Below are 13,174 nucleotides of genomic sequence, written 5' to 3'. Positions count from 1 at the left end.
CAGTTGCGCGCAAGACTTCTGGCTTGACTAGGCACGATCCGCAGTGAAGATTCTGATCATTGATGACGAAGACGATTTCTCGGCCTACATCGGCCAAGCCTTGCAGGACGACGGCCATGTGATTGATGCCGTCGGTGATGGCGTCAGCGGCCTGCAGCGGATACGGGAGGCGCCCTACGATCTGGCCATCATCGATGTGGCTTTGCCCGGCATGAATGCGTTCGAGCTGTTGTCCCAACTGCGCCGAAACGATCATCTGTTCATCATGATGCTGGGCAGAGACTCGCGTATCGACGTGCGGGTGCGCAGCCTGCGTGAGGGCGCGGATGACTACCTGACCAAGCCGGTCTCGCTGTCGGAGCTTCTTGCCCGGGTGTTTGCATTGGGGCGCCGCAGTCTGCGGCATCGTGCGGATAGCGCGGGAAGCGGATTGATCAAGGTGGCGGACCTCGAACTCGATCTTTTTCGCAGGCGTGTGTTCAGGAATCGAAAGCGACTCGATCTGACCGCGAAGGAGTACAGCCTGCTGGCGCTGATGATGCGCAAGCGCGGTGAAGTGCTGTCCCGTCTGGTCCTGGCGGAGCAGGTCTGGGATATGAAATTCAAGAGCAACACCAACGTGGTCGAGGTGGCGATCCGGCGTCTGCGCAGCAAGATGGATGACCCGTTCTCGCGGCGGTTGCTGCACACGGTGCGCGGCATGGGATATGTGCTGGAAGACCGTGGTCCGGTTCCCGGCATGCGACTGCACGCTTGCTGAATTTCCATTTTCAGATGCCTGGCCTGGCGCCGCCAACACCCATTACCGAAACGTAATCCGACAGACCGGGAACTGTCGACGGCCTGTCCTTAAAGTACGTTCATGCGCCTTCGTGCGCGGAACTCTTAACGATCAAGGACTGCAAGATGAAATACCTTCCCACCGCCATTGCACTGGCCGTTTCCCTCGGCGCCGCTTCCGCCGCACAGGCGGATACCTGGCACCAGACGAATACCGAGGCTGGCTACGAAATCCACATCGAGAACAACGCAGGAAAGAGCGCCGAGACGGTGCGCCAGGAACTGTTGGCCGCCAAGGCCGACAAGCAGGCCTGGTACTACTCGTATCGCGCCCAGCCCAAGCCTTTCTGGTTGACGGAATCCGAGAAGACCCGCGAGCAGGTGCGGGCCGAGCGTGACGCCGTCACGCCGCAACAGCGGGCCCGCCTTGCCGAGATCTACGGCGCCGGCGCTTGACAGACCATGCCGTCTGACGTGCTCGGCCGGTCTATGCCGGCCGCACGCATGGCGGAGCGTTTTCCACAGGAATGGAGTCGACCATGAAATCCCTGATTCTCGCCCCCGTCGTTCTCTTGGCGCTCGCAGGATGCGCAGGCGCCTCTCAGGATCCAGTGTCCGAAGGAGGACGGTCGCGCGCTGAAGTGCAAGCCGATCTGGCCATGTGGAAGCGCGCGGGGATGGACAAGTACTACCGTGGGCACAACACCCAGGCGTTTTTTTCGCCCGAGTATCGCCGTCGCTATGCGCAGTACGAAAGCCTGCGCAACGGTCCTGCTTATCAACAGGAGCTGGAGCGTTTGCGTGGTCGGCAGAGCGATTGAGTGTGCCGGCGTCGTCCACGCGTATCACCCGCCCGCTTTCATGCGGGCTTTTTTTTGGGCGCGGCAATCGGCAATCGGCAGGGGATGCAGATCCGCTTTCCGACAGTCATGAGCACAGGCAAAAAAAACGCATACCACCGAAGTGGTATGCGTAAAAAAGGACCTCTTCCCTTCGCGGTGGAGGAGGTCACTCAGGATCGTCGAGTTACTTCGTCAGGCGTTGCAGTTCCTGTTGGTACTCGGGGCCGTTGCGCATGCGGCGATATTCAGCCTCGGCGGTGCGGTACTCGCGGCTGTAGATGTCGGGCGTGGTGTCGGTGCGCCAGAATTCATCCATGCCGGCGCGCTTCCATACGGCCAGATCGGCGCGCACTTCCGCGCGAGTCAATTCGCGCGGCTGGTAGGCCTGGTTGTTGGCGGGCTGTTGCGACGCGGATGTGGCGTATGCGGCCGAGGTTGCGGCCAGCGCCAGCGCGGCGCAGAGGAATTTCACGGGTGCCTTCATAAGTCGCTCCTTCTGTACTGATCCACACATCACAAGCGTTGCGGATCGTTGGCTACGTTGATCGTTGATTCATCAGAACGTAGAGAAATTCTAGCGATGCACCTTCGACCAAATGCGCACTGCGAGATTACGTTTTCGTCAGCAATTCGACATCGTGCGTGGCGTGCGATATCGCTACAGAAAAACACGCTATGAATGTGGCGGGATTGCTACAGAAGAGCATCTTCATGAACATTGAAGGCGCTGCATTTGAATGGCCTTTGCAATGCGGCTTCCTGTCCTCAATCAATGGAAAAACATGGACTTGGAGAGAGTTTCCGGTCAGTGCGAAATGGCTCGATGACAGCAGGCAAACATATTTGTAATTCTCGCGTTCGATTCCTGTCGATTGCCCCTGCACACACTTGCCTTGGCTAATGCCGATGGACGAGAGGGTTGTCATTTTTCTGACGACGCAGCGACCCCTGCACCCGATTCGGACACCGGCCTGGCACCTCAGTCTGACTCTGTGCAAAGGAGCACTTCTTGAAAAAGACGATCCTGCTGGCCGCATCCGTGGCCGCCTTCTCCACCACCGCGCAAGCGGAAACGTCGGTCACCTTGTATGGTCTGATCGACACCGGCATTGGCTATGCGAATGTCGATGGCTCGGTCAGGAACCCCGCGACGGGCGCACGTACTTCGTTCGACGCCAGCCGCATCGGCTCCACGACCGGCACCACCGCCGGTTCGCGTTGGGGCCTGCGTGGCAAGGAAGATCTGGGCGATGGCCTGTACGCCAGCTTCCGCATGGAGTCGGGCTTCGACAGCAACAACGGCAACTCGCTGCAGAATGGCCGCCTGTTCGGCCGTGAAGCTACCGTGGGCCTGGGCAACAAGGCTTGGGGCGACTTCACCATCGGCCGCCAGTACAACGTGGCCAGCCGCCTGTACTCCGCCATGTTCGGCGCCCAGTACGGCGGCTTCAGCCAGCTGAACACCGGCGCCGGCCTGGGTTTCAGCGCCGCGAACTTCGTGCGCTACGACAACCTGGCGCTGTTCGAAAGCGCGCGCTTCTCGGGGTTCCAGTTCTCGGCGGGCTACTCGTTCAACGCCGATGACCGCAACACCGCGCAGACGGGCTTCGCCACGGCGGACAACACCCGCGCGATCACCGGCGGCGTCAGCTATGCCAACGGTCCCGTGATGGCGTTCGTCTCCTACGACCAGCTCAATCCGTCGGGCAAGCTGTCGAACGCGCAGCGTGCGACGACGCCGCGCTCGTTCACCGTCGGCGGTTCGTACGATTTCGAGGTGGTGAAGCTGGCGCTGGCATACGAGCGCATGAATGATGGCTGGTTCGCCGGCAAGAGCCTGCCCAACGGGGCCGCCATCGGTTCGTTCCGCGGCACGCCGTCCACGTCGTTCGTCGATGGGTTCAGCACCAATTCGTACCTGCTTGCGCTGTCCGCACCGATGGGCAAGGCCGGCACGATGTTCGGTTCCTGGCAGCGTGTTGACCCCAACAACGATTCGCTGACCGGCGGTGACTCGACCACCAACACGTTCTCGCTGGGCTACAGCTATGCGCTGTCGAAGCGCACCAATGTGTATGCGGTGGGTCAGTACACCAAGAACTATGCGTTCCTGGATGACGCCAAGGCCACCGAGGCCACGATCGGCGTCCGCCACGCGTTTTAAGACGCGGGCGTAGTTCGTGGGAGGGCCGGAAGAAATGACAGTCTCTTCCGGCCTTTTTCGTGGTCTGGCTCATGCCGTCGAAGACAGCAGTTCAATCGGCCTGATGCTCCAACATATACCCCATGCCGCGCACGGTGTGCAGCAGCTTGATGTCGAAGGGATCATCCACCTTGGCGCGCAAGCGTCTGATGGCGACCTCGACCACATTGGTGTTGCTGTTGAAGTTCATGTCCCAGACCTGCTCGGCGAGCACCAGGCGAGAAAGAACCTCGCCTTGTCTGCGCATCAGGAACGTCAACAAGCCGAACTCCTTGGCCGTCAGGTCGATGCGGGCGCGTCCGCGCATGACGCGGCGGCGCAGTAGGTCGAGCTCCAGGTCGGCGACCCGCAGTACATTTTGGCCCTGGGCGGTGTCGGCGCCGGCACCGCGCCGTTTGATCGCCAGCACGCGTGCATGCAGTTCGGACAATGCGAACGGCTTGATGAGGTAGTCATCGGCGCCTTGCTCCAGTCCGCGGACCCTGTCTTCCAGGCTGGCCCGCGCGGTCAGCATCATGATCGGAACCGCGTCGTTCTGCCGGATCCGGTGCAGTACTTCAAAGCCTTCCATATCCGGAAGGTTCACGTCCAGGATGATCAGGTCGTACTGGGATTCGTAGGCAAGGTGCAGTCCGCTGGCTCCATCCAGGGCAATGTCGACGAAGTAGCCATTCTCGGTCAGGCTGCGCCTGAGTGTCTCTGCAAGTTTTTTCTCGTCATCGATAACAAGTATTTTCATCTGATCGTTGGTGCTGCCTGCCACGGCTGCGGCATGAGGGTGATGTCGCATGTGCCAACGTGGAGCTGCTGCCGCTGTCTCGGCGATTCGTGCGGTGAAGACGAACGCCTTCGCAGCGCGGTGCAACTGCACGCCAGCGCCTGCGATCGTAGACACTCACTTTAGCGATCAGGCCGCGTCAGAACCCGAACGTGCGAATTACGAATATGCAATCGCTGGATAGGGCGTTTGTAATCTCGCTGACGGAATCGGCGCCGCGGCACGGGCTTCGCGTTATGCCTGCGCGACCGCCATGCAGAAGCCTATGCTGGTGACCCCGCCTTCCGACATCGCATGGGGCTTGCCGCCATGCATGCGCGCGATGGCCGCAACGATCGCCAATCCCAACCCGTGATGATTGGCCTCGCTGGTGCGCGAGGAGTCCTGGCGATAGAAACGATGAAACAGGCGCGGCAGATGCTCGGCGCCGATGGGGTCGCCCAGGTTCTGCACGCGCACCAGAACTTGTCCTGGCTGCGGGCTGTCGATGAGCACCTTGACCTCGGAGTCCGGCCGCGCGTAGCGCACGGCGTTGGAGAGGAGATTGGAGATGGCGCGCTGGAACAGCGGCGCATCCACCTGCGCAAGGTGGTCTCCCATGACGCTGAGCCGCACGCCGGCATCCAGGGCTTCGGCCTCGTGATACTCCAGGACTTCTTCGACCAGCGCACGCAGTTGGGTGGGCTGGCTGACCCGGGCCTGGGCGCCGCGGTCGGCCTGTGACAGGAACAACATGTCGTTGATGATGGCCGACATGCGTTGCAGCTCCTCCAGATTCGAGCCCAGCACTTCGCGCAGGTCCAGGGGGTGCCGGCGTGAAGACAGCGCCAGTTCGGTCTCGCCGATCAGGGTGGCAAGGGGCGTGCGCAGCTCGTGCGCGACGTCCGCGTTGAAGCCTTCCATCTGGACGTAGGCGCGTTCCAGGCGTTGCAGGCCGGCATTGAACTGCCGTACCAGCGGCTTCAGTTCAACGGACAGGCCGCTTTCATCCAGCCTGTCGCCGATGCGGTCCGGAGACAGCATTTCGGCCTGCTTCCCCACATCGTGCAGCGGGGATAAGGCGCGGCGAACCATGATGTCGCCGATCAGGCTGACGACCATGGCGCCGACCACGGCGCAAGCGAACAGCGTCCAGGCCAGCACCGCCCTCAGGTGATGATCGGCCGAGGTGTCCAGCAGCAGCTCTCCATGCATGCTGAGATTGGGCTGTTCGGGGATGGACATGCTGAAGATGACCTGACGGAAGTGCCCCTCGTTTTCATACAGGTTGTTCTCGCCGTAAAGCGAGGTGGCCTTGTCGATCGTCAGGCTCAGGCTGAACTCGGAACGTCCGTAGAAGAAATCCCGCAGCTTGTGGTCCATCTGGGATAGGTCGCCTTGACGGGCGTATTCCTCGACCAGATGTTCGATGACTTCCTTTTTCTGTTCCAGCAGGGCCCGTTGCCGGGATTGCAGGTTCATGTTCAGGGAGACGTACACCACCAGGCAGACGAGCCCCAATGCCGCGAATGTCAGCAAGGCCAGCCAGCGCGACAGCCAGCGGCGCAGGGACTTGGGCGAACGCAGCATTACTCGTTGTCTCGCAGTTCCAGCACATAGCCCATGCCGCGCACCGTATGCAGCAGCTTGACCGGGAAGGGATCGTCGACCTTGCCGCGCAAGCGGCGCACGGCCACCTCGACGACGTTGGTGTTGCTGTTGAAATTGATGTCCCAGACCTGTTCGGCCAGATCCAGCCGGGACAGCACTTCGCCCTGGCGTCGCATCAGCAGCGCCAGCAGCGTGAATTCCTTGGCGGTCAGGTCCAGGCGCGCGCCGGCGCGGTTGGCACGGCGGCGCAACAGGTCCAGTTCAAGGTCACCTACCTTCAAGACGTTCTGGCGGCTGGGCTCGATGATGGCGTTGCCCCGGCGGCGTCCCAGCGCCAGGACGCGGGCCAGAAGTTCCGACAGGGCAAAGGGCTTGACGAGGTAGTCGTCCGCGCCATCCTGCAGTCCGCGCACGCGGTCCTCCAGCTTGTCGCGGGCGGTCAGCATCAGGACGGGGACGCGGTCGTGCTTGCGAATCTCGGCCAGGACGGAGAAGCCGTCCATGCCGGGCAGCATCACGTCCAGCAGGATCAGGTCGTACTGCGTCTCCTTGGCCAGGTGCAGCCCGCTGATGCCGTCCGACGCCACGTCCACGACGTAGTTGTGCTCGGACAGCGCCCGCTTGAGGTATTCCGCGAGCTTGCGCTCGTCTTCGATGATCAGGACTTTCATGTGTCGCCACTCGATGCGTGGTCTGTCTTTTGTTCGCGCAAGGCCACTTGGGATCGGGTCTGGTAGGCCCGTGACGGTCATTCTACGGACGGGGCCTCGCCAATTCGCCTACCGGCAGATTACGAAGTTGTAATGCGCCGGCGGGATGCCGCCAGATTACAAAATTGTCATTTTTCTGTCGAAGATCTGACTGTTGCCGTTAGCTAGAGTACCAGCCGTTCCCGCCGACCCTCTGCCGGCGCCTCTCTCTACAAGCGTTGCGTGCGTCGCGCCGCTTTCCCCCAGTCAGGTCGAATCATGCGTTTCAAGCCCTTGCCGCTCGTGGTCGCGGCGCTATGTCTTCTCGCGCCGCCGGCGTGGGCCCAATCTGGAGATAGCGGCGCGTCCGCCGTGCTTCAGCCCTCGGCGTCGGTCACGGGTGTACTGACGCTGCAACAAGCCCTGGATCGTGCGTTGGAAGACAGCCCCCTGTTGTCCGCGGCGCGTAACGAGGCCAAGGCCGCGGATGGCCTGCTCGAGCAGGCGGGCCTGATCCCTAACCCCAGTCTGGACGTCAGTGTCGAGGACCAGAAGAAGGCGACGCGCACGACCACGACCATGCTCAGCGTGCCCATCGAGTTGGGCGGCAAGCGTGGCGCGCGGACCGAAGCGGCACGGCTGGCACGCGACGTCGCGCGTTTGGATGCCGACGCCAGCCGCGCGGAGGTGCGCGCATCGGTCATGGCGGCATTCTTCGACGTCGCCGTGGCACAGGAAAACGTCCGGGTGGCGGGCATTTCGCTGGATGTCGCGCGACAGGCGCAGCGGATCGCGACCCAACGCGTGGAGTCTGGCAAGGCGGCGCCCATCGAGCGCACTCGCGCGGACGTCGAGGTCAGCAATGCGCGCCTGGCCGAGCGGGCGGCGCGGATCGCCTTGGAAGACTCCCGCCGTACGCTGGTGCTGTCCTGGGGCGAGAGCACGCCGGGATTCGAGAAAGTCGACGCCGATCTGGACAGTCTTCCGGCCCGGCCCTCGCTCGACGAGCTGCGCAACAGCCTGAACGCTTCGCCGCGCATGGCGTCCAGCCGCACCACTGTGGAACTGAGCCAGGCCGAACTGGAGGTCGAACGCAGCAAGCGCTTTCCCGACATCACGCTGAGCGCTGGCGTGGCGCGGGACAACGAGATGGGCCGCAATCGCGGACAAGTGGGCGTTTCGATTCCGTTGCCTTTGTTCGATCGGAATCAAGGCAACGTCTATGCCGCCTCCATGCGCGCCTACAAGGCGCAGGACGTCTATCGGGACATGACGGCCCGCAATACCTCCGAACTGCTTCAGGCCGCATCGCGCTACGACCTGGCCGTGGCGTCCGCGCAGGAGTATCGGGACGCCGTGCTCCCTGGCGCGGCCCAGGCATTCGACGCCGCGCGAAAAGGCTTCGAGGCCGGAAAGATGGGCTACCTGGAAGTCCTGGACGCACAGCGCGCGCTGTCGCAGGGCAACGTCTCCTACCTGAACGTTCTGGCCGAGGCTTATCAGGCCCGGGCGCAGATCGATCGCATCATTGGCCGATAAATGAAAGAGCAATCCATGACCCGTCGTCCCCCTTTACTTTCTTCAGTGCGTATCCTGGTGCTGGCCGCCGCTTTGTTCGGTCAGCCGATGGCCTGGGCCGAAGAGGCCGGGCATGCCGCCGAGGGCAGCGAGGCGAAAGCCTCCGGCCCGAATGGCGGCGTGGTCACCCAGGATGGCAGCGATGCCGTCGAACTCAACGTGGCGGAAGCCAATGGCCAGAGCCGCCTGCAAGTGTGGGTGACGGCCGGCGGCAAGCCGGTGAAGCCGGCGGATCTGACCGTCAGCGCGGTGCTGAACCGTCCTGGTTCGAAGCCGGAGCCGTTGAAGATGATGGTGGAGCCTGGCGTAGTGTCCAGCGCGGGCAGCATCGATGAGCCGCATTTCTTCGATATCGACGTCGAGGTGAAGTGGCCAGGCCGGACCGCGCCGTTGCGTGCTGAGTTCCACAAGGATGAGGGGCTGATTGCCCTGACTGCGGAACAGATCGCCAATGCGGGTATCAAGACATCGGAAGCCGGTCAGGGGAATGTGGCCACCAGCGCGCGCTTTCCCGGCGAGGTGAAGTTCAACGCGGACCGCACGGCGCACGTGGTGCCGCGCGTGGCGGGTGTGGTCCAGCAGGTGTCGGCCGAGCTGGGGCAGGCGGTGAAGAAGGGCGACCTGCTGGCGACCATCTCCAGCCCGACCCTGTCTGAAATGCGCAGCGAGCTGGAGGCGGCGACGCGTCGCCGCGAACTGGCGCGCACCACGTACGATCGTGAGCAGAAGCTCTGGAAGGAACAGGTCTCGGCGGAACAGGACTTCCAGCAGGCGCGAACCGCCTTGCAGGAGGCGCAGATCGCCGTGCAGAACGCCGAGCAGAAGTTGCGCGCCATCGGCGGCGCATCGCGCGCGAAGGACCGCAGCCTGCTGGAAGTGCGAGCGCCGTTCGACGGCATCGTCGTGGAGAAGCACATCGCCCTGGGCGAGGCCCTGCCCGATACCGCCAACATCTTCACGATTTCCGACCTGACCACGGTCTGGGCCGAATTCCTGATCGCGCCCAAGGACCTGCAGCAGGTGCGCGTGGGCGAGTCGGCGCAGGTCAGCTCCACCGCGTTCGAGCAGACGGCGCATGGCAAGGTGTCGTACATCGGTTCGTTGCTGGGCCAACAGACCCGCACCGCCACGGCCCGCGTCACGCTGGACAATCCCGAGTCGGCCTGGCGTCCGGGCCTGTTCGTGTCGGTCAATGTGGTGGTCGACAGCGCCGACGTGGCGGTGGCTGTTCCGGCCGATGCCGTGCAGACGGTCGAGGACAAACCGACGGTTTTCATCGCCGTGCCGGGCGGATTTCTGCCGCAGCCGGTCACCTTGGGCAAGACGTCGGGCAAAGAGGTCGAGGTTATCTCGGGCCTGGCGCCGGGAACAACCTACGCCACGCAGAACACCTTCGTGCTGAAGTCCGAGCTCGGCAAGGCCAGCGCCGAACACGGCCATTGAACGGAGCGACGCGACATGTTTGAACGTCTTATCCGTTTCGCCATCGAGCAGCGATGGTTGGTGTTGTTCGTCAGCCTGGCCATGGCGGCGATCGGCGTGTTCAATTACAACCGCCTGGCCATCGACGCGGTGCCTGACATCACGAACGTGCAGGTGCAGATCAACGTCAGCGCGCCCGGTTATTCACCGCTGGAAACCGAGCAGCGCATCACCTATCCGATCGAAATCGTCATGGCGGGCCTGCCCGGGCTGCAGCAGACCCGTTCGCTGTCGCGCTACGGGCTGTCGCAGACGACGGTGATCTTCGACGACAGCACCGACATCTACTTCGCGCGGCAACTGGTCAGCCAGCGCCTGCAGGAGGCCAAGGAAAATCTGCCGGACGGCATCACGCCGGTCATGGGGCCGATCTCGACGGGGCTGGGGGAAATCTTCCTCTGGACGGTCGAGGCCGAACCGGACGCCCGCAAGTCGGACGGCTCCGCCTATACGCCGACGGATCTGCGCGAGATCCAGGACTGGGTGATCAAGCCGCAGATGCGCAATGTGCCAGGGGTGACCGAGGTCAACACCATCGGCGGCTTCGCCAAGGAATACCAGGTGGCGCCCAACACCGAGAAACTGGCGTCGTATGGCCTGTCTCTGGCCGACATCATGACGGCGCTGGACCGCAACAATGCGAACGTCGGGGCGGGCTATATCGAGCGCAAGGGAGAGCAGTACCTGATTCGCGCGCCGGGCCAGGTGCAATCGATCGAGGATATCCGGCAGATCGTGCTGACCGCCGTCCAGGGGCAGGCCATCCGCGTCGGCGACGTCGCGGACGTGACGATCGGCCGTGAACTGCGCAGCGGCGCGGCCACCGACAACGGTAAGGAGGTCGTGCTGGGCACGGTGTTCATGCTGATCGGCGAGAACAGCCGCGCCGTGTCGCAGGCCGTGTCCGACCGCCTGGCGGCCATCAACAAGACCATGCCGGAAGGCGTGAAGGCGATTCCGGTCTATGACCGCTCCACGCTGGTGGACAAGGCCATCTCCACGGTGAAGAAGAACCTGGTCGAAGGCGCGACGCTGGTCATCGTGATCCTCTTCCTGTTCCTGGGCAACATCCGTGCCGCGCTGATCACCGCGATGGTGATTCCGCTGTCCATGCTGTTCACGTTCACGGGGATGGTCACGTACAAGGTCAGCGCCAACCTGATGAGCCTGGGGGCGCTGGACTTCGGCATCATCGTCGATGGCGCGGTGGTGATCGTGGAGAACTGTGTCAGGCGCCTCAGCCATGCGCAGGAGCATCATCGCCGTCCGCTGACGCGCAGCGAGCGTTTCCAAGAAGTCTTCGCGGCGGCTCGAGAGGCCCGGCGTCCGCTGCTGTTCGGCCAGTTGATCATCATGGTGGTGTATCTGCCGATCTTCGCCTTGAGCGGCGTCGAGGGGCGCATGTTCCATCCGATGGCGCTGACGGTGGTGATGGCCCTGCTGGGCGCGATGATCCTGTCTGTGACGTTCGTCCCCGCCGCCGTGGCCCTGTTCATCGGCAAGCGCGTCTCCGAGAAGGAGATCCGTGTGATGTCGTGGGCGCGGCGCCGCTACGAGCCGCTGCTGGATCTGGCGTTGCGCCGCACGCCGGCCATGCTGGGCGGCGCGCTGGCCTTGCTGGTGCTGTGCGGATTCCTGGCCACGCGGCTGGGCAGCGAGTTCATTCCGAACCTGAATGAGGGCGACATCGCCATCCAGGCGCTGCGCATTCCGGGGACGAGCCTGACGCAATCGCTGGAGATGCAAAGCCGCCTGGAGGTTAGGCTGAAGGAGAAATTCCCGGAAATCGAGCGGGTGTTCGCGCGTACCGGTACGGCGGAGATTGCCTCCGACGCCATGCCGCCGAACATCTCGGACGGCTACATCATGCTCAAGCCGCTGGACCAGTGGCCCGAACCGCGTAAGACGCATGGGGAGCTGCTGGCCGCGATCCAGGAAGAAGCGGCCAAGATGCCGGGCAACGTCTACGAGTTCTCGCAGCCCATCCAGCTGCGCTTCAATGAACTGATCTCGGGGGTGCGCAGCGACGTGGCGGTCAAGATCTTCGGCGACGACAACGATGTGCTGAATAAGACCGCACTGGAGATCTCCGAGGCGCTGCAGAAGGTATCCGGTGCATCGGAAGTGAAGGTGGAGCAGACTACCGGCCTGCCCATGCTGACCATCGATATCGACCGCGCCAAGGCGGCGCGCTATGGCCTGAGCATGTCCGATGTGCAGGACACGATCGCGATCGCCGTGGGCGGCAAGGAGGCCGGTACGTTCTTCCAGGGCGACCGTCGTTTCAAGGTGGTGGTGCGTCTGCCGGAGAACGTGCGCGAGGACGTGGATGCACTGCGCAGGCTGCCCATTGCCCTGCCCGCCGTGGAGGGGCAACCCACGGCCTACGTCCCGCTGTCCGAGCTGGCCTCGTTGACCTTGGCGCCCGGACCGAACCAGGTGTCGCGCGAGGATGGCAAGCGTCGCATCGTGGTCAGCGCGAACGTGCGTGGCCGCGACCTGGGCTCGTTCGTTCAGGAGGCCGAGCAGGCGATTGCGCAGGTCCGCATTCCGGCGGGGTACTGGACAGCCTGGGGCGGCACGTTTGAACAGCTCGAGTCGGCCACCAACCGCCTGAAGATCGTCGTGCCGGCGGCGTTGGTGCTGGTGTTCGCGCTGCTGTTCGCCATGTTCGGCAACGTCAAGGACGGCCTGATCGTCTTCACCGGCATTCCGTTCGCGTTGACGGGTGGCATCCTGTCGTTGTGGATCAGGGGATTGCCGCTGTCCATCACCGCGGCGGTCGGCTTCATCGCACTGTGCGGGGTGGCGGTGCTCAACGGTCTGGTGCTGCTTTCCTTCATCCGCACGCTGCGCGAGGAGGGGCGGCCGCTGGAGGTCGCGGTGCGTGAAGGATCGCTGACGCGTCTGAGGCCGGTGCTCATGACCGCGCTGGTGGCGTCGTTGGGCTTCGTGCCGATGGCGCTGGCGACGGGCACGGGGGCCGAGGTGCAGCGGCCGCTGGCCACGGTCGTCATCGGCGGCATCATTTCCTCGACCATCCTGACGCTGCTGGTGCTGCCCGCCCTGTATCGGTGGCTGCATCGCAAGGATCCCGAGGAGCTGGAGTTGGAGCAAGCCAAGCTGCCGTCTTGACTCATCCGGTGAGCCTGCGGAAGCACCCTTCCGCAGGCTTTCAAATTTGTAATGTACGAGTCCAGGGATTGTCGCAGCGCCACTTATAGAGTGGCGC

The 13,174-nt window shown here is 63.3% G+C and carries 11 protein-coding genes; 7 read left to right on the top strand and 4 right to left on the bottom strand.

What is annotated here, in order from left to right; all coding sequences use genetic code 11:
- Positions 1-43: 43 nt before the first annotated feature.
- From A6745_RS01020 to A6745_RS01010, 3 genes are all read left to right on the top strand, one after another.
- On the top strand, positions 44-760 hold the full coding sequence (locus A6745_RS01020; RefSeq protein ID WP_066122525.1) for a winged helix-turn-helix domain-containing protein: 717 nt from the start codon (positions 44-46) through the stop codon (positions 758-760).
- 146 nt (positions 761-906) lie between these two features.
- Positions 907-1,236, top strand: a complete 330-nt coding sequence (locus tag A6745_RS01015) for a hypothetical protein (RefSeq protein WP_066122522.1) — start codon at positions 907-909, stop codon at positions 1,234-1,236.
- A gap of 83 nt (positions 1,237-1,319) precedes the next feature.
- A complete protein-coding gene (locus A6745_RS01010; RefSeq protein WP_066122519.1) occupies positions 1,320-1,601 on the top strand; it encodes a DUF4148 domain-containing protein in 282 nt (93 codons plus the stop codon).
- A 205-nt stretch (positions 1,602-1,806) separates the two neighbouring features.
- Here A6745_RS01010 and A6745_RS01005 read toward each other — a convergent pair whose 3' ends face one another.
- Positions 1,807-2,106, bottom strand: a complete 300-nt coding sequence (locus tag A6745_RS01005) for a DUF4148 domain-containing protein (protein ID WP_066122515.1) — start codon at positions 2,104-2,106, stop codon at positions 1,807-1,809.
- 525 nt (positions 2,107-2,631) lie between these two features.
- On the opposite strand from A6745_RS01005, the gene A6745_RS01000 reads away from it, so the two are divergent.
- On the top strand, positions 2,632-3,786 hold the full coding sequence (locus tag A6745_RS01000) for a porin (RefSeq protein ID WP_066122512.1): 1,155 nt from the start codon (positions 2,632-2,634) through the stop codon (positions 3,784-3,786).
- A 91-nt stretch (positions 3,787-3,877) separates the two neighbouring features.
- Here the strand turns inward: A6745_RS01000 and A6745_RS00995 are convergent, their stop codons facing one another.
- From A6745_RS00995 to A6745_RS00985, 3 genes are all read right to left on the bottom strand, one after another.
- Positions 3,878-4,564 (bottom strand): heavy metal response regulator transcription factor, encoded by a 687-nt coding sequence (locus tag A6745_RS00995; RefSeq protein WP_066123683.1) that lies wholly within the window; start codon positions 4,562-4,564, stop codon positions 3,878-3,880.
- A 273-nt stretch (positions 4,565-4,837) separates the two neighbouring features.
- On the bottom strand, positions 4,838-6,172 hold the full coding sequence (locus A6745_RS00990; protein ID WP_197488068.1) for a heavy metal sensor histidine kinase: 1,335 nt from the start codon (positions 6,170-6,172) through the stop codon (positions 4,838-4,840).
- On the bottom strand, positions 6,172-6,864 hold the full coding sequence (locus A6745_RS00985; RefSeq protein WP_066122508.1) for a heavy metal response regulator transcription factor: 693 nt from the start codon (positions 6,862-6,864) through the stop codon (positions 6,172-6,174). Before A6745_RS00985 ends, A6745_RS00990 begins: the two co-directional genes overlap by 1 nt.
- Before the next feature lie 390 nt (positions 6,865-7,254).
- Here A6745_RS00985 and A6745_RS00980 point away from each other — a divergent pair, with 390 nt between their 5' ends.
- Genes A6745_RS00980 through A6745_RS00970 form a run of 3 tightly spaced genes read left to right on the top strand, consistent with a single transcriptional unit; the run spans position 7,255 to position 13,077 of the window.
- Entirely contained in the window at positions 7,255-8,421 is a 1,167-nt protein-coding gene (locus tag A6745_RS00980) for a TolC family protein (RefSeq protein ID WP_231885871.1), read from the top strand.
- Positions 8,422-8,436: 15 nt separating this feature from the next.
- Entirely contained in the window at positions 8,437-9,903 is a 1,467-nt protein-coding gene (locus A6745_RS00975; protein WP_231885870.1) for an efflux RND transporter periplasmic adaptor subunit, read from the top strand.
- Between the two features lie 15 nt (positions 9,904-9,918).
- Complete coding sequence (locus A6745_RS00970) at positions 9,919-13,077, top strand: CusA/CzcA family heavy metal efflux RND transporter (protein WP_066122502.1); 3,159 nt, start codon at positions 9,919-9,921, stop codon at positions 13,075-13,077.
- Positions 13,078-13,174 lie beyond the last annotated feature (97 nt).

Origin of the sequence: Bordetella ansorpii, from assembly GCF_900078705.1 — a bacterium.
GTDB lineage: Bacteria > Pseudomonadota > Gammaproteobacteria > Burkholderiales > Burkholderiaceae_B > Bordetella > Bordetella ansorpii_A.
The sequence above is the reverse complement of the archived record's forward strand: the minus strand, read 5'-3'. Positions and strand labels throughout refer to the sequence as shown.

Coding starts and splice junctions, on each gene's coding strand:
- A6745_RS01015 (WP_066122522.1), top strand. CDS start 907: ATGAAATACCTTCCCACCGCCATTGCACTGGCCGTTTCCCTCGGCGCC.
- A6745_RS01010 (WP_066122519.1), top strand. CDS start 1,320: ATGAAATCCCTGATTCTCGCCCCCGTCGTTCTCTTGGCGCTCGCAGGA.
- A6745_RS01005 (WP_066122515.1), bottom strand. CDS start 2,106: ATGAAGGCACCCGTGAAATTCCTCTGCGCCGCGCTGGCGCTGGCCGCA.
- A6745_RS00995 (WP_066123683.1), bottom strand. CDS start 4,564: ATGAAAATACTTGTTATCGATGACGAGAAAAAACTTGCAGAGACACTC.
- A6745_RS00990 (WP_197488068.1), bottom strand. CDS start 6,172: ATGCTGCGTTCGCCCAAGTCCCTGCGCCGCTGGCTGTCGCGCTGGCTG.
- A6745_RS00985 (WP_066122508.1), bottom strand. CDS start 6,864: ATGAAAGTCCTGATCATCGAAGACGAGCGCAAGCTCGCGGAATACCTC.
- A6745_RS00975 (WP_231885870.1), top strand. CDS start 8,437: ATGACCCGTCGTCCCCCTTTACTTTCTTCAGTGCGTATCCTGGTGCTG.
- A6745_RS00970 (WP_066122502.1), top strand. CDS start 9,919: ATGTTTGAACGTCTTATCCGTTTCGCCATCGAGCAGCGATGGTTGGTG.